The 18,676-nt window shown below is 65.8% G+C and carries 17 protein-coding genes; 16 read left to right on the forward strand and 1 reads right to left on the reverse strand.

Annotated elements, in window-relative coordinates; all coding sequences use genetic code 11:
• The first annotated feature begins 1 nt into the window (after position 1).
• The 10 genes from V5F48_RS05475 (at position 2) to V5F48_RS05520 (ending at position 13,147) form a co-directional block, all read left to right on the forward strand.
• Positions 2-3,286, forward strand: a complete 3,285-nt coding sequence (locus V5F48_RS05475) for a host specificity factor TipJ family phage tail protein (protein WP_394257880.1) — start codon at positions 2-4, stop codon at positions 3,284-3,286.
• A 1-nt stretch (position 3,287) separates the two neighbouring features.
• Entirely contained in the window at positions 3,288-5,318 is a 2,031-nt protein-coding gene (locus V5F48_RS05480) for a hypothetical protein (protein ID WP_394257881.1), read from the forward strand.
• Positions 5,319-5,333: 15 nt separating this feature from the next.
• Entirely contained in the window at positions 5,334-7,772 is a 2,439-nt protein-coding gene (locus V5F48_RS05485) for a DUF2793 domain-containing protein (RefSeq protein ID WP_394257882.1), read from the forward strand.
• Positions 7,769-8,086, forward strand: a complete 318-nt coding sequence (locus tag V5F48_RS05490; protein ID WP_394257883.1) for a hypothetical protein — start codon at positions 7,769-7,771, stop codon at positions 8,084-8,086. The genes V5F48_RS05485 and V5F48_RS05490 overlap by 4 nt, the downstream gene beginning before the upstream one ends.
• Before the next feature lie 22 nt (positions 8,087-8,108).
• Positions 8,109-9,581: an SGNH/GDSL hydrolase family protein gene (locus tag V5F48_RS05495; RefSeq protein WP_394257884.1), complete on the forward strand. Its 1,473-nt coding sequence runs from the start codon at positions 8,109-8,111 to the stop codon at positions 9,579-9,581.
• 84 nt (positions 9,582-9,665) lie between these two features.
• Entirely contained in the window at positions 9,666-10,853 is a 1,188-nt protein-coding gene (locus tag V5F48_RS05500) for a glycosyl hydrolase 108 family protein (protein WP_394257885.1), read from the forward strand.
• On the forward strand, positions 10,850-11,224 hold the full coding sequence (locus V5F48_RS05505; protein WP_394257886.1) for a hypothetical protein: 375 nt from the start codon (positions 10,850-10,852) through the stop codon (positions 11,222-11,224). The genes V5F48_RS05500 and V5F48_RS05505 overlap by 4 nt, the downstream gene beginning before the upstream one ends.
• Positions 11,225-11,338: 114 nt before the next feature.
• Positions 11,339-11,776, forward strand: coding sequence for a hypothetical protein (locus V5F48_RS05510; protein ID WP_394257887.1), 438 nt, complete (start codon positions 11,339-11,341; stop codon positions 11,774-11,776).
• A 3-nt stretch (positions 11,777-11,779) separates the two neighbouring features.
• Positions 11,780-12,019, forward strand: coding sequence for a hypothetical protein (locus V5F48_RS05515; protein ID WP_394257888.1), 240 nt, complete (start codon positions 11,780-11,782; stop codon positions 12,017-12,019).
• 441 nt (positions 12,020-12,460) lie between these two features.
• Positions 12,461-13,147, forward strand: coding sequence for a hypothetical protein (locus tag V5F48_RS05520; protein WP_394257889.1), 687 nt, complete (start codon positions 12,461-12,463; stop codon positions 13,145-13,147).
• Positions 13,148-13,631: 484 nt separating this feature from the next.
• Here V5F48_RS05520 and V5F48_RS05525 read toward each other — a convergent pair whose 3' ends face one another.
• Positions 13,632-14,285: an SOS response-associated peptidase gene (locus V5F48_RS05525; protein ID WP_394257890.1), complete on the reverse strand. Its 654-nt coding sequence runs from the start codon at positions 14,283-14,285 to the stop codon at positions 13,632-13,634.
• A gap of 144 nt (positions 14,286-14,429) precedes the next feature.
• Here V5F48_RS05525 and V5F48_RS05530 point away from each other — a divergent pair, with 144 nt between their 5' ends.
• The 6 genes from V5F48_RS05530 to V5F48_RS05555 all read left to right on the forward strand — a co-directional run bounded on the left by V5F48_RS05530 (position 14,430) and on the right by V5F48_RS05555 (position 18,676).
• Positions 14,430-15,365, forward strand: coding sequence for a S1/P1 nuclease (locus V5F48_RS05530; protein ID WP_394257891.1), 936 nt, complete (start codon positions 14,430-14,432; stop codon positions 15,363-15,365).
• Positions 15,366-15,474: 109 nt separating this feature from the next.
• Positions 15,475-15,684, forward strand: a complete 210-nt coding sequence (locus V5F48_RS05535) for a hypothetical protein (RefSeq protein ID WP_394257892.1) — start codon at positions 15,475-15,477, stop codon at positions 15,682-15,684.
• A gap of 1 nt (position 15,685) precedes the next feature.
• Positions 15,686-15,910 (forward strand): hypothetical protein, encoded by a 225-nt coding sequence (locus V5F48_RS05540; protein WP_394257893.1) that lies wholly within the window; start codon positions 15,686-15,688, stop codon positions 15,908-15,910.
• A 250-nt stretch (positions 15,911-16,160) separates the two neighbouring features.
• Complete coding sequence (locus tag V5F48_RS05545) at positions 16,161-16,646, forward strand: thermonuclease family protein (protein WP_394257894.1); 486 nt, start codon at positions 16,161-16,163, stop codon at positions 16,644-16,646.
• Between the two features lie 309 nt (positions 16,647-16,955).
• A complete protein-coding gene (locus tag V5F48_RS05550) occupies positions 16,956-17,432 on the forward strand; it encodes a PEGA domain-containing protein (protein WP_394257895.1) in 477 nt (158 codons plus the stop codon).
• 323 nt (positions 17,433-17,755) lie between these two features.
• Positions 17,756-18,676, forward strand: coding sequence for an SGNH/GDSL hydrolase family protein (locus V5F48_RS05555; RefSeq protein WP_394257896.1), 921 nt, complete (start codon positions 17,756-17,758; stop codon positions 18,674-18,676).

An 18,676-nucleotide genomic window follows, 5' to 3' on the forward strand; every position in this document is an offset into this window, starting at 1 on the left:
CATGACCGAAGCCGTCCACCTTATCCTGCCGGGTCACGAGATCGGGCGGGCGCCGCTGCTCGCCGGCGAGACCGTGAGCGGGTTCCTGGCGCGGGCCGGCTGGAGCACCACCACACTGCCCACCATCTGCGTGGTCAACGGCGCGCCGGTGATGCGGGCGGAGTGGGATGCCCGCCCGCTCGATGCCGAGGACCGGCTGGTGTTCCTGAGCCGGCCGCTGGGCGGCGGCAGCGCCTCCACCAAGCAGGTGCTCGGGCTGGTGGCGATGATCGGCCTCTCGGTGCTGGCGCCGGGCGTGGGCACGGCGCTGGGCGGCGGGCTGCTGGGCGCCCTGGGGCAGTTCGCGTTCATGGCCGGCGGCGCCTATGCGGTCTCGACGATGGTGAAGGCCAAGGCCTCCGACGAGAGTTCGGAGACCGAGACGGTCTATTCGTTCGGGCAGCAGTCCAACAGCGCCAAGCTTCTGGCGACGATCCCCACCAGCTACGGCCGGATCAAGAAGACGCCGGACTATGCTGCTGTTCCATGGGCCGAATACATCGGGGACGATCAATATCTGAACGTCCTGCTGTGCCAAGGCTGCGGCAAGTATAGCGCCGAAGCTATCTATGTGGACGACACCGTGCTGTGGACTGCCGCCGATGGCGTGAGCGACAGCTTCGACGGGGTGGATATCCAGTTCTACGAGCCGGGCCAGCCGGTCACCCTGTTCGACGTGAACGTGGCGACCTCGGCCGAGGTGTCGGGGCAGGAGATCACCGGCGACTGGGCCGGCGGGTTCGTGGTGGCCGCCGCCGGCACCACCACCACGGCGCTCGCCATCGACGTGGCGGCGCCGGGCGGGCTCTATTACACCTCCGACGATGGGACGGTGACCGCCTATTACGTGCAGCTGCATGCCGAGTACCGGCCGGTCGACGGCCTGGGCCTGCCCACCGGCTCGTGGACATCGCTCACCGATCCGGCGATCGGCGCGGCAAGCAAGAAGGCGCGTCGCTGGTCGTTCAAGGTGGCGGTGACGCCGGGCCGGTACGAGGTCCGGCTCAAGCGCGACGTGAACCCGCTGGACAGTGACACCAAGACCGTATCCACGCTGGTGTGGATGGGCCTGCGAGCCTTCCTCAACGGCGGCGACAGCTTCGCCTCCGTCAGCACCATCGCCATCCGGATGAAGGCGACGCAGCAGCTCACGGACGCCTCGGCGCGCAACATCAAGGTGATCGACACCCGCATCCTGCCGGTCTTCAACGGTACGGCGTGGGTCGAGCAGCCGACCCGCAATCCGGCCTGGGCGTTCTGGGATATGGCCGTGAACACCGACTATGGTGCGCGCCGCGCCGCCGGCAAGGTGGATGCCCAGGCGGCCTACAGCCTCGCCACGCTGGCCGCGAGCCGGGGAGATTTCTTCGACTATGAGTTCTCGTCTGCCGTGTCGGCGCTGGAGGCCTTCGACACCGCCCTTGCGGCGGTGCGCGCCAAGCACCGCTGGAGCGGGGATGTGCTCACCCTGGTGCGCGACGAATGGAGCGCGGTGCCGTCCATGCTGGTGACGGATCGCGAGATGATCCGCGGCAGCTTTACGACCGACTACGATTTCATGCCCTCGGACGGCACCGATGCGGTGATCCTCCAATATGTGGACGAGACCACATGGCGCGGTGAGGAAGTGCAATACCCGGCGGACTATGACGCCCTGTACCCCAAGCGCCTCACCATCCCCGGCGTCGTGCAGCGGGCGCATGCCTACCGCGAGGCGGGGTTCCACTATCGGCAGAACCTATACCGCCGGGTGAAGCCATCCTTCGACATGGAGCATGACGGGCGCTTGGTTTCGCTCGGCACGCAGCTGCTGGTGCAGTCGGACATGCCCGGTAAGTGGGGCTCCGCCGGCATGGTGGTGGGGCGGACGGGCGTGGCACTCACGCTGGAGCCGGCGCCGACGTGGGTGAGCGGGTCGAACCACTATATCGGCCTGCGCACGCGCACCGGCGGGCTGTTCGGGCCGGTCCTGTGCGAGCGCTACGGGGATGACGCGATCTGCGCCCTCAACGCCGGGGACCTCGCCAGCGTCGAGGCGGGGCAGGGGATGACGCTGGACGATGCTCTGGCGCGCATGGAGAGCGCGGAGCTGCCGTCCTATGCCTTCGGGGTTGGCACCGCGTGGCAGCGCCGCTGCATCGCGCTCACCGGCGCGCCGAGCGGCAACCGGGTGAGCCTGTCGCTGGTGGTGGATGATCCGCGCGTGCACGATGACGACGGCGCGCCGGACGCGCTGCCGAGCCTGCCGCCGCTCAGCATGGAGAGGGCTCCGACCGTCACCGGCCTGATTGCCCAGCTGGAACAGAACGTGCTGGAGCCGGTGCTCACGGCGAGCTGGTATGCCGCCTCTGGCGCGTCCTACTACATGGCGCGCATCTCCTATGACGCCGGCGACACCTGGACCGCGCTGCCGGACACCACGGCGACGGAATTGTCCATGGTGGTGCAGCCGGCGGCGCTGCGCCTGGCGGTGGCGGCGGTGGGATCGAGCCGGGGCGCGTGGGCCTATGTGGACCTCGCCGCGCCCACCATCGATGCCGGCAACATCCCGGTGACGACGGGGAATTTCACCGACGAGACCTATGACCGCGTCATCACGCAGATGCAGGGCGCGGTCGACGTGCTCAACGACGGGCTCAGCCGGCTCTCGCTCATTGCTGCAGATATCAGCGCGGCGGGCGAACTGAACCGCCAGGACCTCACCCGCGCCATCTCGGTGCAGGTGGGATCGGCCCGCGCCTCCTTCGCTGAGCAGATCACGGTGCTCGCCGACGAGACGACGGCCATCGCTTCGCAGGTGACGGACCTGGAAGCTGCGATGGCGAATGTGGATGCCAGCCTCAAGGCGCGCTTCGTGGTGGCGGTGACGCCGGCCGGGGCCATCGCAGCCTATGAGTTGCAGGCCACGGCGGAAAACGCATCGGCCGGCCTCCGGGTCATCGCCCAGGACGACGGCGCTGGGAATGCCATCGGGCAGGTCTCGATCAACGCCGACCGGTTCTTCATCACGGGGAGCGAGGAGATCGGCACCGCCGTGTTCCTGGTGGACAACACCGGCCCGACGCCGGTGGTCTATCTCAACGGGGACCTGGTGGCGGCGGGAACGATCACCGCCGACAAGCTGGCCGTGGCGGAGCTGTCCGCCATCGTGGCGAACCTCGGCGAGGTCGTCGCCGGCATCTTCCGCAGCGACGACAGTCGGTTCTACATCAACGCGGATGACGGCTACCTTCTGGTGACCTCCTGACATGGCGAGCGGCGGTGTCATCCTTGGCCGGTTCGACGGCACACCCCGGCTCCGCGTGGCGCGGCCCGGCTTCGACGTGACCGATCCGGGTCTGGTCGACCAGCAGCTTGCGTTCGATAGCGCCTGGCCGGAAATACTCACGGTGCTGGACGCCAACTGGAACCTGCTGGGCACCATTTCCACCGAGGCGTGGACCTATAACGGGGCGACGATCAACCGCTATTACCGGACGGTTTCGTTCGCCACGCTGCCGTGGGAGCCGATCTGCATCGGCTGGCATCGGGCGGTCAATGGTTCGGGACAGGTGTGGTACCAGCAGACGGTCTGTTCATCGCACGTCGACCACTGCACATTCCGGACGCTGAACTTCGCGCATAGCACGACGGGCACGGCCTATATCATCTTCGCGAACCCCCTGACCGCCGCCGACACGCGCGAGGCGGATCTGGACGGTTCGCATGGGGTGCTTCTCGGCAACCATCCCACGCGGGGGCCGGGGCTCTACGTGTCGCGCAAGGGGGCCGACGTGCTCACCTGCGCGGATGCGGACCTGCGCTTTTCAACGGCAGCCCAGATCTTCCAGATGGCCGAAACCGGGGCCGTGTGGGGGACGCCGGTGACGGGCTCCGGCACTTCCGCCATCTCGGTCACGATCACCCTGCAGGGCAGCTATCCGAACTTCCCGCCGGTCCTGCTTCTCGGGGGCTCGGATACGGCCGGGGTCTGGAGTGCACAGATCACGTGGCTGTCCGCGAGCAGCTTTTCCGTCCTGATGACCACCAGCGTGGCGCAGGCGATTCAGTACATCATCCCGGCCTACGATCCGACCTATGCCGGCGGAGCGGACACCGTGGCCACGCCGCGCGTCCGTCTGGACGCCGATGACGGGCTCAAGATCAGCAAGCGCAACGTCAACGTCAACACGGCGGCGGCCTCCCAACTGCTGCTCGACACCTCAAAGTCCGTGCTGCATGTGCAGCAGCGGGTCGCTCACGACGCCATCACCGCGTTCACCGGCACGCAATCGACAGACCTGACCGGCAACACCGCCGGCCCGCCGCTCGGCTTCTATGCCGGCTACCGCTATGGCCGCTGGTGGTGCGCCGGCGGCGCGCTCCACACCGCCGAGGGGCCGATCGGAAATGTGGTCGGGCTCCCGCTCCCCGACCCGTGGGGCACCGAGATGGCGGCCTGGTCAGGCGCGGATCGCAAAGCCTGGTCGATCTGGGGGAGCGGGCATTCGACCACGTCGTTTCGCGCCGCCATCGTGGACCATTCCGCGACATATGCGGGAGAGGATGACCTGTATTCTGGGGCGGCGACGGCCGAGACGAGCACCTACACGGACTTCGGCACGGCCACGGTGGGCAGCGCACCGGCCGGGTGGACCACGCGGCAGGAGCTTCATTCTGCCGGTGGGGCGGCCAGCACGCTCCGGGTGGACACCGTGGCCGACGCGACCTCCGGCAAGGCGGTGCGGGCCTATAATTCGACCTCTCCGACGGTCAATGAGCTGCAGAGCACGTTCGATGCCGCGGGCGTGATCGGGGACTGCGATATCCTTGTCGGCTTCAAGATGGTGAACGGGCCGGACACCTATCCTCTGCAGGTCATGTTCAAGTGGGGCAGCACCACCGACTTCCAAGTCGGCGGTGTACGGTGTGACGTGTCCGGAGGTGTCGCGCAGAACAGCCGCATCTATTACGGCTACGATAACTGGACGGACATCCTTATCGCTGGCGGCACCATCGGCTCTGCCACCCACAATGTCGGCTCTTATGGCGTGCGGCTGTACCCGTGGGCTTACGACACCTGGTACTGGCTGCGGATGAACCTGCAGGCTGGCTACCGCCGCCTGAAGGTGTGGCCCCGCGGCAGCGCTGAACCGCAGGGCTGGACGCTGGCCTTTGCCGGCCCTGGCGTCACGACCGGGCGCGTCGGCTTCCACATGCCCGGAACCCCAACAGCCAAAACCTATGTCGATTTCTACTCGGTGTGCGCATCTGGCCGCCCCGCCTATGGCCCCGTCTGACCCTTCGGAGCACCCATGACCTTCAGCGCCTTCTACGCGACCGGGACGGCCTCCGTCCCGGCGGCCGGCACCACTGTGACCGGCACCGGCACGCTGTGGAGCGGGCTGGTCCAGCCGGGCGACACCTTCGAGGCGGCCGGGCTGTCCGTGCGCATCGCCGCCGTGGTGGACGACACCCACCTGACGCTGCTCTATGGGTGGCCGGGCGCCACCCTGTCGGCGTCCGCCTATGTGGCGATCTACAATGCCCCGTCCCGGTCCTACGGCACCTATGTGGCGGAGCGGGCGACCGAGCTGGTGGAGCGCGCCCGCATCCTCACCGATGGCCGCGTGATCTATGTGGTGGCCGGGGTCAACGTCGACACGCCGCCCTCGTCCCCGGCGCCTGATGACCTCTATGTGGTGGGCACGGCGCCCACCGGCGCATGGGCCGGCTATCCCGGCTATCTCGCCATCGCGACCGATGCGGGCACCTGGCGCTTCACGGCGCCGGACCACGGCATGCACGTCTTCGCTCTGGCCACGGATCAGGTCTGGTCGCGCCTGGCGTCGAGCTGGGCCCAGACCGCAGGCCTTGCGCCGGCCGGCACCAACGGCTGGAGCCCGCAGTTCGGCATCGTGACGGACGGCACCCGGCGCGTGCTGCAGGTGACCGGGTGGACCGGCGGCACCGGGGCCGCGCCGACCTCAGGGCAATATGTGGGCGCCACGGGGCTGGTCACGCCCATCGCCAGCGCCATCGACATCCGGGGGCCGGCCGGCGCCGATGGCGCGGGCGTCGGCGACATGACCAAGGCGATCTACGACGCGGGCAACGATGGCCGCATCGACGTGGCGGCTGGCGGCACCGGCGCGGTGGACGCGGCCGGGGCGCGCACCAACCTGGAACTGCAGCAGCTTCTCACCAAGGTGGCCGCCGTCGAGCTGGGCGGCGCGCTCACCGGCGACCGGTCGATCTATTTCGATTTCCACGCCAAGGACGGGACCGATTACGAGGCCCGCCTCATCCGCTCGGCCGGTACGGATGGCCACCTGTCGCTGATCCAGACCGGCGCCGGCGAGCTGCAGATCCAGCACACCGGCACCGGCCCGGTGCGGATCGCCTCCGCCGGCAGCGGCCTCGTCATCACCACGGCGGTCGGGGCCGCCGCCACCATCAACGGTAACGCCATCTGGCACACCGGGCGGACGCAGGACCTGCCCACGGCGGACAAGGCGGTGGCGCATTACGTGGCCAGCGCACAGGACGGCATCGCCGCGGCCCGGTTTACCTACTCCGAGGCGGCCTTCTACACGCCGTCGCGGATCGCCTCCACCTCCTCGGTGGCGTTCGGGACCGGCAGCAAGACGTTCACGGTGGCGGCGGGCTCCACCCTGCTGGTGGCCGGAAAGGTGGTGACCATCCGCTCGGCGGCCTCGGCCACCAGCTACATGGTGGGCACGGTCACCAGCTATTCGGGCACCACGCTGGTGGTCAACATCACGGCCAGCGTCGGGAGCGGATCGGCGGCCGACTGGACCATTCAGGTGGCCTATGACCGCTATGCCGCGCATATCTCCAACCGCGCGTGGGCGGCAGGCTCCGGCCACTATGCCGAGACCAGCTATGCGCTGGGCCTCTCCAACATCAAGCCGGACCTGTCGCAGGAGGGGCAGGTCGGGTGCCTCAACCTGTTCGCGCTTGGCGGCTACACCGGCACGCGGGACTATGTGGCGGCGGGCTACTCGGCCGGCGACATGTCCCCCCTCATGGGGCAAGCGTGGCTGGTGGGCGACCTCAAAAGCTTCGTGGCATGGGAGGAGGCCCGCACCGTCATCAATGCGGGTGGCGGCACGCCGGTGACGGGGTCTGGGACCTGGGCCGCGGCGCGGGTGCAGACCCTCGCCGGGCGCTGGAACGGGCTCACGGACTTCTTCGGCGGCAAATTGAACGGCGTCCAGTGCATCGCCGAGGAGCTGCCGAACATGGGCGTCGCCTTCTACGCCCACAACGGCACGGCGGGCTCATGGACTTACGCCTTAGGCACGTCGGCCGGCGCCAGCATCACCATGAACGGCGCCGTCAACGCGGTGTCGGACCCGGACAGCAAGGAGGCGCTGGCTGTGATGCCGGCGGCCTCGAAGATGCTGGACGTGGTGAAGGGCACCGACGTGTGCTCCTGGGTCTACAAGTCCGAGCGAGCGCACGGCGTGCTGGCCACGCGCATCGGCGTCTCGTCGCGCAACACCGGCGGCATCAAGGGCCTGTCCGAGGCCATGACCGTGCATGGCTTTGACCCCGCCCTCGCCGTGACGCGCCACGACAACCGAGCCGAGCCGACCGCCCGTGACCGCTACGGCATGGGCGCGCGCCCGGCCTCGGTGGAGACCGTCTCTCTCAACGCCCAGGTGGGCATCCTCTGGGGCGCCGTGCAGGCGCTCGCAACCCAACTCGACCAAAGGACCGCGACATGAAAATCGACACCAGTGCCGTGCTGATCGGCGTGTGGGGTGAGGCGCTCCGGGTGCCGCCGGCGGTGGGGGCGACCGAAGGCGCCGTCATCACGGTCGGTGATGCCTGCATCATCCCGCTGATCGCGGACCATCCCGAGGATCGGCAGGAGCGCCTGGATGTGAAGCTGCGGCGCTTCACCCTGGCGTGCGCCCTGCGCGCCGGCGGCGAGGTGGACCTCAAGGCCGACGACATCGTGCTGATCAAGGAAATGGCCAACCGCATCTGGACGGTGTCCGTCCTCGGGCCGCTCGTGGCTGCCATCGATCCGGCCTGACCTCCGCACAGGGAGAAAGCAAATGCCCTTCAACCCTTCGACGTTTGTCCGGTTCGCGGCGAGCCAATACTCCTACCGCACGTCCGACCTTGGCGGGGAGGTGCAGGCTCCCAGCTATTTCAATGCCGCCCGCGATCTGTCCCTCAGCGTCGGGGATCTGATCCATGCGACGGTGGCGATCGGGGCCGGCGCCGAAACGCGGCGCCTGGTGGTCACCCAGACCAGCCCGAACGTGGTGACCGTGATCGCAAGCAATGCTGATATTGCCCGCGCATCCGCTCTCCTCGATGCACCCGAGAAGGTCATCCAAGGGACGTGGGTCGGGATCGGTCAGCGTGCGATCGGCTTCACAGGTGCGGGTGACAGCGCCGGCGCCAATGAGGATTCCACGAACAATTCGTTCAACAACTACAATCGCTTCTTCATCCCGACCGGGCGCCGCGTCCGTGCGCTCAAGGTTGTCTACTCGCGCAGCGATGTCTATTACACCGGCGAGCAGGACCGCGCCCAAGCCGTGACCAGCCTCAGCGCGTCGGTGGATATCAACGGCGCGGTGCGGCAGTTCTTCTTCGGCGGCCAGGCATCCGTCACGCTCTCGCCCGGGCGCGGCCAGCTTGAAAGCGACGTGCTGTGGGTGGACAGCGGCGCCGCTACCGACTTCGTGTTGCGCGGCTACGGCGCCTGGACCGGGGGCCTCAAGCTCGCCACCACGGCCGACAGCACCATCGTCCTGACCGGCGAGGGCTGCAATCGTGGATCGAGCCTGGCCAGCGTGCTCATGGCTGCCTCCGGGGCGGCGGGGCCTGCGAACTCCGGCAGCGGCTATTTCCCGCCGGCCGGTGTCTATGCTCTGTTGGACGCGGAGACGCCGGTTGTCGCCCTGCTGGGGGACAGCCACTGGCGCGGGACGGGAGACAGCAGCCCGACGGCCAATTACGGATGGAAGGGGTTTGCGCAAAAGCAGCTCGGCAATGCGTTGCCATGGATCTACGCCGCCCGTGGCGGCATGAAGGCATCCGACTATGTGACGCGGGACGACGCGCCCCGGTCGTTGATCATGGGCGGCGGCGCCACCCATTTGCCGATGTCGCTCGGGACCAATGACTTGTGGCAGGGGCGCACGGCGGCGCAGATCAGGGACGATATCCTGACCATCTCCTCGCGATACTGGTTCCTCGGGGTCAAGACCTATCCAGCCACGATCCCGCCGCGTACCACGGGAACCTACACCTCGGCGGCGGGGCAGACGCTCTACGATGCGGCGAAGGAGCCCGGGCGGCTGGCATACAATGACGACCTCCGCAAAAATTGGGAGGCCTACGGGCACTCCGGCGTGATCGACATGGCTGCCGTCGATGAAGACCCGGCGGCGCCCGGCAAGTGGGTGTCGTCCGGCGGCATCGCCCGCACCAATGACGGCGTGCATGCCAACACCTCCGGGACCAACGGTCGCATCAACGCGGGCCTGATGGCCTCGTCCATGTTCACGCTCTGATCCGACCCATCCCCCACCACAACCTGCGCCGGCCCGCCTCTCGTCAGGGAGCGCGGGGCCGTGCGCGCATGCGAGGACCAATCCATGGCACGTGAGAATTTCGAGGCGGCCCTCGCGGCCGTGCTGGTGCACGAAGGCGGCTATTCCAACCATCCTGACGATCCCGGCGGCCCGACCATGAAGGGCATCATCAAGCGGGTCTATGACGACTATCGCCGGAGCAAGGGCCTGCCGATCCGCGACGTGCGCAAGATCACGAAGGCCGAGATCGGGGACATCTACAAGACCCGCTATTGGGACCTGGCCCGCTGCGACGACCTGCCCACCGGTCTGGATTATGTCGTCTTCGACGGCGCCGTGAACTCCGGCGTCGGGCAGGCAGCGAAGTGGCTCCAGCGCGCCCTTGGCGTCGAGGTGACGGCCAAGGTCAACGCCTCCACGATCAAGGCGGCGCAGCAGGCGCCCGATGTCGACGCCATCGTGACGGGCGTGCAGTATCGCCGGCTTGCCATGCTCAAGGGCCTGCGCACGTGGCCGGTATTCGGCAAGGGCTGGGGGCGCCGTGTCGCCGAGGTCCGCCGCCTGGGCCTCGCCCTCGCCGCCGGCTCGCAGAACCTCCCGATGCCGAAGGACACCGCCAGCGGCAAGGCCTATGCCGAGGCGGTGATGGACCGCGGCGAGGCAGAAGAACCGCCTATCGACGCGCCGGCGGCCGATGCTCCGGCGCCGGCAGAGATCAACCCCGACGACGGGCTGTCGGAGGGCGAGATCAAGGAAATCCAGCGGCTCCTCCGGGCGAAGAGCATCTATAGCGTTGGGCGAGTCGATGGGCTGTGGGGCCGTAGGACGGTCGGCGCGCTGTCCGAGTTTCAGGCCGCCGCCGGCCTCCCGGAGAACGTGACGCTGGAGCGCGTGTGGGTGGACCGGGCCACGATCGCGACACTCGCCACCTCACCCCAGCTGCCCGTGGCTCCGGAGCGCGCCGCGACGACGGCCAAGGAGCTTCGGAAGGCCGGCGACGCTGTCGCAGTGAATACCTTCCGGAGCCGGATCGCGGCCGGGCTGACTGGTGTCTCCGCCCTTGTCGTCGGCATCGTCAAGGAGGCGGGCGGCGTCGCCGGTTATGTGAGTGGCGTCATCGATGGCGTGCCGCCGCTTGCCTATGCAGGCATCGTCGTCGTCGGAGCTGCGGCCTTCTGGTGGTGGAACAGCAAGGCGGAGCGCGCCGCCGTGGATGCCGTCCGCTCCGGCCGGGATGCGGGGCCGGCATGAGCGCGCTCATCACCATGGCACTCGCCTCCGCCTGGGTCATCCCGGCTGCCACGGCGGCCCTCGCCGGCATCGTTGCCGGCTGGTTCGGCGGGGACTGGGCCCTTGCCCTCATCGCCGCCCTGACGGTGGGGGCCGCCGTCCTCGCCTATCGCCGCCTCGGCCTCAAGGGCGCGCTCGCCGTGCTCTCCGCCGGGGCGGCAATCTTCGCCTACCGATCCGGGGAGCGTCGCGGCGCCGCCGGCCAAGCCGCCAAGGAGAAAGCCGATGCCGACCGTTCCGTTGATCGGGCGCAGCGCGCTCGCGCTGATGCTGACCGCCGCAATGCTGACCCTAAGCGCCTGCGCGACGACGACGGGTTCCGGAGGGACTGACGTGTTTTGCCGGAGCGCGGTCCCCATCCGGTGGTCTGCCGCCGACACCGATGAAACGATCCGGCAGGCCAAGGCGCACAACGCCATTGGCCGCCGCCTGTGCGGGTGGGGCCGATGACCTGGGCCTTCAACATCCTGCGCCACAACGCCGACCGCTCGATCGAGTGGTTCAGCTCTATCGTCATGCTCAACTGGGCCTTCATCCTCAGCCTGCCGGGCGAGACGATGGCGGTGGAAGGCACCTTTTCCGAGTTCAACCACTATGGCCTCGGCGAGGAGCGGCTTGCCGTGGTCCTCGCCCTGGTGGGCGCCGTCCGGATCGTGGTCCTCTGGATCAATGGCCGGTGGCCGCGCGGCCCGCTCCTGCGAATCGGTGGATGCGTGGTCGGCGCCATGATCTGGGGGCAGATCGCGTGGCTCATGGCGCTAGGCACCATCGTCGACCGGGGGATCGTGGCTACGGGCACCGGCGTCTACGCCATGCTCGCCATTGCCGAAATCCTGTCCATCTACAAGGCCGCATTCGACGCGCGTTACGAACGGGGGCGGTAGGACATGCTGGGGATCACGGTGGCCGACAGCGTCTTGGTCGGCACGCTCATCCTATCGCTCGCTGCCTTTTGGCAGGGCAAGAAGGACGGGGCGACCGCGGCGAAGGCCGGGCCGCAGGTGGATGGGATGAAGGATCTCGCGATGGCCCTGCGCGAGCTGACAGAGACCATCCGCGAGGGAAACGACGCGAAGGAGGTGCATGCCCTCCGCGAGCGCCTTGAGCGGCTGGAGCGCCCGCGATGATCCACCTCCGGATAGACTGGGACGGAGACGGAGCCGATGCCACGGTGAACCACCGGTCGTGCACATCCGATGAGATCACCTCATTTGTACTCTCACGGACCAAGCTTAGCCTTGATACGATGAGGTTCGTTCTGCATTATTTGACAATCTTGAGAATGCGGCTGAGCGCCTCAAGGACCAAAAATGGAGGGCGGAATGGCTCACAGGCGGTTCGGATTGCTCTACGTACTGACATTTTCGTTAGTTACATTCTGTCAAGCCTCTGCGCAGCCATATGATGCTTCGAGAGTTCCGCCGGGTGTGCGGGATGGGAGGAGTGGTCGCGGACCCGTACCGGCGTACCAAATTCCCGAGATCAGAGAGGGGAGAGATAGATTAATTCCAGGAGGAAAACAATTTGAGTACTGTGATCTTGTGGCCACGTTCTTCTATGATGGAAGAATGTTCAAAAATGAAAGTATTAATAAAACATGTCTTAAGTCAAATGAATGTAGTTATTCAACAGAAAAATTGAGAAATGGAGTTCTTTCAGTTATTGAATCTTCAGTAATGTGCCATGAATCGGCTGGCGCTCGTTACAATTTGATCATTGAAAGGCTAGAAAAATACTATTTCAAATATATTGATATGGCAAAAAATAAATCAATATATGTTATTGATCAGCAAGATATTTGGCCTTCTCGGAAGCCATCATTCAAGGGGATGAGGATTGTTTCAGCATTATATCGACCTGAAAAGTACAATCTCAATTATCAAACGGCGGCGGAGGACCTAGCATTATCTGATTCGACTCCCGCCTCACCTTCCGGTGGAAATTTGCCAGCACAATCGCGCCCGACACCATCGAGTGGGAATCTTCCGGCACAACCTGGGCCGGCGCCGTCGATGGCGTGCATTGTAACCCTGCCGGGAACAATGACGCTCAATAGTTTATTCAATCGATCATTTTCAAAATATCAAAACAATTGCCAATCTTGTGCCAAACTTACAGTACAGTTTGTTCATTGCGGTAATAATATTACGCAAGAAATATCAATCGGATCTGGATTTACAGGGGAGGTGAGTTTTCCAGCAAACCCAAGTTGCGGAAATGCCATACATATGGTAAGGCTAGTCTCTAGATGCTAGCCTAATAATATATATTTCCGAATTTGGCGCCTGTTCGATGGTTGCAGGGCGGTGGGCGTCGCGCATTTATGTCATTGAAATCCATGGGTTGTGTACGAGAATGCCTTGCGGCAGAATTCCGGGAGGGATCGATGGTGAAGTGTCTATGCGCGATGGCGCTTTGTGCCCTAATGCTATCTTCGGCAACTGTCGGTGCGGAGTCTCTTATAAGTCGAAATATAAATTACTCTCCGATTCGGGAAAATAATAGCCAATCAGGGGTTGGAAATAAAAATCGGGCTACCAACAATAAATTGCAGTTGGCATGCGGAAAGGTAGACGACTTTTGTAACAATTCTACGCCGTGCTGTCCTGGCTACAAATGTGTAGCCGCCGGGCAGTATGGTGGCCTGTGCGAGAAAAACTGACTGGCTGGTCGTCGAAAGGGCGATGCTCTAATGCCATTCGCCCCGCTCTACTTCGGAGGGCGGGGTGTTTTTGCGTTTCAGACTCCATCCCTGCGGTCACCGCGCGCGACGACCCGGAGAGCGACGGCGGCGAGAGGTCGTTGCAGTGCTTTCGCCTCGTCCCACGGCGCAAGCATCCATGCCTCGAACTCGGCGGGCTCCGTAAGCACCACGGGCATGGCCTTCGGATGGATGGCGGCCACTGGTTCGCTGGGCTCGCAGGTGAGGAAGCCGTAGAGATCGGTTGTCACCTCGCCCTCGGCCTTCTTCCGAACGCTGGTCCAATTGGTCCATAGTCCAGCGAAGAAGGCGAGGGGCCGCTCCTCGGACAATGCGAACCACACCGGCACCTTCTTGCCGTCCACGGTGTCGTACTCGCTGAAGCTGGTGAAGGGCACCAGGCAGCGGTGCGCCGGGCCCAGCCAGCGGCGCCAGTGCGGCGAGGCGACGTTGCGGATGTTCGTGACGCCCGAATCGGTGGTGCGACCCTTGAGCACGAACTGCGGCGACGGCATCCCCCAGCGCGCCATGGCGAGTTCCCGCTCACCATCCTGCCCCGTCCGCACGATGGGCGCGGAATAGTCCGGAAAAATGTCCGGCTGCGGGGGCAGGTTTCCCGTCAGGTTCCGCGTCGCGCGCACCAGGTCGATGATCGCCTGCACGTTGGATGTGTGGCTGTAGAGGTTGCACATGTGCCGACGCTAGCTGCAGGTTTGGCCGCGCGCCAGACCGCTTCCCTCGAATGGGCGATGCATCCCTTCCGTTGCGGTGCGCCTATCACGCCAGCTTCATGCGCTCGGGCGATGATACCGGGCGGTTCCTTGCGGGAGATGGCAATGCGCAAATGGCTCTTCGCCGGATTCTTCGCCACCATTCTCTCCGGCCCGGCCGCGGCTTGGTGGGATGGCGGACACATGCAGATTGCCTATGTCGCCTACAAGCACCTGGATGCGCCGGTAAAGGACAAGGTCGACGCGCTCCTTCGCCTCAATCCGGACTATGGGAAGTGGACCGCCGCAGCTCCGGACCCTGCTACGGCGAAGCTCTACGCCTTCGTGCACGCCGCGACCTGGGCCGACGACATCAAGACGAAGCCATATGGCTACACTCGGGACAGGGTGACGGGTCCTGCGGCCGCGCAGAACATCGGCTACGCCGACCACAACCAGCACACCTATTGGCACTATAAGGACGTGCTGTATTCCCCCGACGGCTCGCTGTTGCCCCAGCCCGACCCGGTTGATGCGGTCACGCAGCTGAAGCTCATGATCGCCGCGCTGCCACCTGCATCCGGGGCCTCGGACGACGTGCGGTCCTACGATCTGGTGTGGATGCTGCACCTGGTCGGCGATCTGCACCAGCCCCTGCACGCTGTCGGGCGCCACACGCGCGAGATTCCTGATGGCGACGCTGGTGGCAACGCGGAGAGCGTCATTCCGGCGACAGGCGAGGTCATCGCGCTGCACGCCTACTGGGACCGTATCCTCGGCGGCTACGTCTCGCCGGCCGGCGCGGTGTTCGACGCGGACAATGACGGGATCGCGGATATCAAGGTAAGTCCCGCGGCGGCACAGGTCATCGATCCCGAGGCCTGGGCGCAGGAGAGCTTCGAGGTCGCCAAGCAGTTCGCCTATGCACCCCCGGTCGGAAATGGGCCGAATGCCGTTCCGATTTCCCGGGAGTACGAGACCAACGCCCGCAACATTGCGCGCGCCCAGGCGGCCCTCGCGGCCGCCCGTCTCGCGAACGTCATCAATGCGGAGCTGAGGTAGCTGGGTCTCAGCGCACTCCTTTGTGGGCGGGCGAGCCACAACATCTCGTGGCTTGTTCTCTTTCTGTTCTCATGGAATCCATAAGGGCAGATCAGCACCGGAGACGACCATGCCGAGCGAGCCCGCGCCCGCCGCCCGATCCCCTTTTGACATCTCGGAGGCGGAGGTCGACCAGGCCCTTGCGGCCTGTGAGGGTGACCCTCGCTCCACGATCCGCGCACTTCTCGTCGGCCAGGCTTTCCTTGAACACGAGATGTCGAAGCTCAAGGCGGATGCATCCGTTGGTTTCAGGCGTCGGCGGCAGCGGGTCGACGACTGAGATGGTTCAGCGGACGAAGCGGGGATGGTCAGAGGCCGATGCGGCTCAGTTCATCGCGACGGTGATGGCCGCCCGCAACAGCGTTTTCCAACTGCTCGCCCGGGCGCCGATCGGTTCGCCCGAGTACCGCGCGCTTTCGGCGTACCTCGATGCGATCCACCAGGCTGCGATTTTCCTCGGGCGCGACTGGACCGCATCGGAGCCGAGCCGAGCACAGCCGAAATGAGTGGGTGCGGCGAGATGCCCTTAGGGAGCTTTGTAGCTGGACAACCAACCTTATGGTGCACAACCATAATGCGGTGAAACACGGTGGGGTGTGATTTGCGGTGCTTCCTAATTGCCATGATGATCATGGTGGCGGCCTCTCCTGCGCTGGCAAAGAACAAGCCATGCTCCGGTAAGAAGGGCGGTGTCTCCCATTGCAGCGGCGAGAAGTTCGTGTGCAAGGACGGCTCGACGAGTGCGTCGAAGCAAAAATGCTCGGCCAGCTCCTCGGAGTAAGCGCGGTCCTCTGCGCTATATGGTCTCCGCTCGCTGCAGAGCCGATCGCCGGGCGCGCCTCGGTGATCGATGGAGACACCATCGAAATCCACGGAACGCGCATCCGACTAGAGGGAATCGATGCTCCCGAAAGCCGGCAGACCTGCACCGAGCGGGAAACGGGCGAGCCGGTCCGCTGCGGGCAGAAGGCAGCATTTTTCCTCGCGGACATGCTGGGCGAGCACAATGTCGCCTGTATCGAGAATGGCCGCGACCGATACCGGCGGATCCTCGCCCACTGCCAGGTGGACGGTGAAGACGTGGGCGCAGCGATGGTACGGGCCGGCTGGGCGCTCGCCTTCGTTCGGTACAGCAGGGAATATGAGGCTCAGGAAGTCGAGGCGAAGGCCGCGGGCGCCGGCCTGTGGGCAACCGAGTTCGTGGCCCCCTGGGAATGGCGCGCGGCACGACGGGCGAAATGATGCATGAGCCGTGGACTTCACCGGATGCGCCGTGGTGGAAGCGGGCTCTCGCCAACGTCGTCCTCGTGGGCGGCGGGCTCTTGCTGACGGGCCTTGCGTTCGCCGATCCAGTGATCCGCTTGTGGCGCGCGGCAGCGAGCTTCTTTGCCCCTTGACGAGCCGAAGCAGCGATCGCGCAGTGTTCAGGCCTACAGCCTATGCGTGTTGCACTCCCGCAACGTGAAGCGAGATACGATGCTGCATCGCAAATTCGACTCGACACGAGCTTGAGCGATGCTGAGCATGCCTCCGTAAGGTCAGGGGGGCATTATGGGGGTAGTTTTTCGTGCGACCGCGCTGCTCGGCGCGGCGACGCTTCTTGCCGGCTGCGCCACGGTCACGCGCGGCCTCGATTCGCAAATTCAAGTCAGATCAGAGCCGTCCGGGGCAGAGGTGCGCACGTCGCTCTCGCAGACCTGCACAACGCCCTGCACCTTGAAGGTGTCTCGCAAGGATGAGTTCTCGGTCCTGATTTCCAAGGATGGCTTCAAGCCGGTCGAGGTGGAGGTCAAGAATCGGATCGCGGGCGAGGGAGCGGCCGGGTTCGCCGGGAACGTGTTGGTCGGTGGGGTCATCGGCATGGGCGTGGATGCCGCAACGGGCGCGACCCTCGAGCATTATCCGAATCCGATCGACGTGACCTTGGAGCCCTTGCCGCGGAATGAGCCGGCGCCGGCTCGGAAACCTCGCCAGCCGCCCAGGGCGCCGACGACCGCCCCAGCCCCTTCAACGAGCCCGTCCTCCTGATGCGCACCTGTGACACTTTCGGTAATTAAGGCCCAATTTCCCCAGCTTAAAAGTGTCACGTCGCATTATGAATGTTCATCATCATCCGGCCTGTCACGCCGGAGGTCGCGGGTTCGAGCCCCGTCACTCCCGCCACCTATGCCAAGATCAGCGTCCAATTTCCTGCATCTCATTTCCTGCACACATCCTGGCCCCGGTGCGCGCTTTCGCGTCGTTTCCAACGCTGCAACTCCGCATCCGCATGTCGGCGCTGTGGCCAGGCCTTGCGTTCCGCCGGTGAGACGACGCACTTTGGGCGCCCACTTTCCCACGACGTCCGATCCATGACCCGCCCCCGATCGTTGTTCCGTCTCTCCCGGCTGGGCGTCGTGCCGCGCTGGCGTGCGGGCTTGCCCGTCCTGCTGATGCTCGGCGCTGCCTTCCTCTGCGCGCCCCTCATCTTCGCCCCCCACCTCGGCGCCGCTGCCATCGCCTGTCCGGATGATGTGCGTCCAGCCCCGCCCCTGGTGCTGACCCAGGCCGCCAAGGCGCGTGCCGAGGGGCGGCCGCTGCGCATCCTGGCCATCGGCTCGTCCACCACTGTCGGGACGGGGGCCTCCAGCACCGCCACCAATTATCCGAGCCAGCTTGCCCTCCGGCTGGATGCGGCGCTGGGAGAGGGGCGTGTCGAGATCACCAATGCCGGCGTCAACGGCGAGAGCGCGCAGGCCACGCTGAGCCGGCTCGAACTGTTCCTGCAAGCCCCGCCGGTGCCCGATCTGGTTTTGTGGCAGGTGGGAACCAACGACGTCATCTTCGGCGGCCATCCGGAGCGGCTGAAGCAACTGGTCGGAAAGGGCCTCGACGCCATCGCGGCCGCGGGGGCGGCGGTGCTGGTGATCGACCAGCAATATTATCCGGCGATCCTCGACCTCGACCGCTACGAAAGCTTCGTCGCCGCCGTGGGCGCGGCTGCTGCCGAGCGCGGTGTGTCGCTGCTGCCGCGCTATCTGATGATGAAGCAATGGGCGGCGCAGGATCCGGCGGGCCTGCGCGCGGCGCTGTCCTGGGACCGCTTCCATTCGAACGACAAGGGCTATGCCTGCCTCGCCGACCTGCTGGCGCCGGCCATCGCGGCGGCCATGGCGGAGCCTGCGCCGGTGCCACCAAGTCCACCGCAGGCCAAGGCGCCCCCCGCCAAGGAGGCGCCCCCGGCCAAGGCGGCGCCCTCGAAACAGCCGGCGCCCGCTCCCGCCCTGCGCTGA

This window comes from Xanthobacter autotrophicus ATCC 700552, assembly GCF_043194565.1.
Classification (GTDB): Bacteria; Pseudomonadota; Alphaproteobacteria; order Rhizobiales; family Xanthobacteraceae; genus Xanthobacter; species Xanthobacter autotrophicus_F.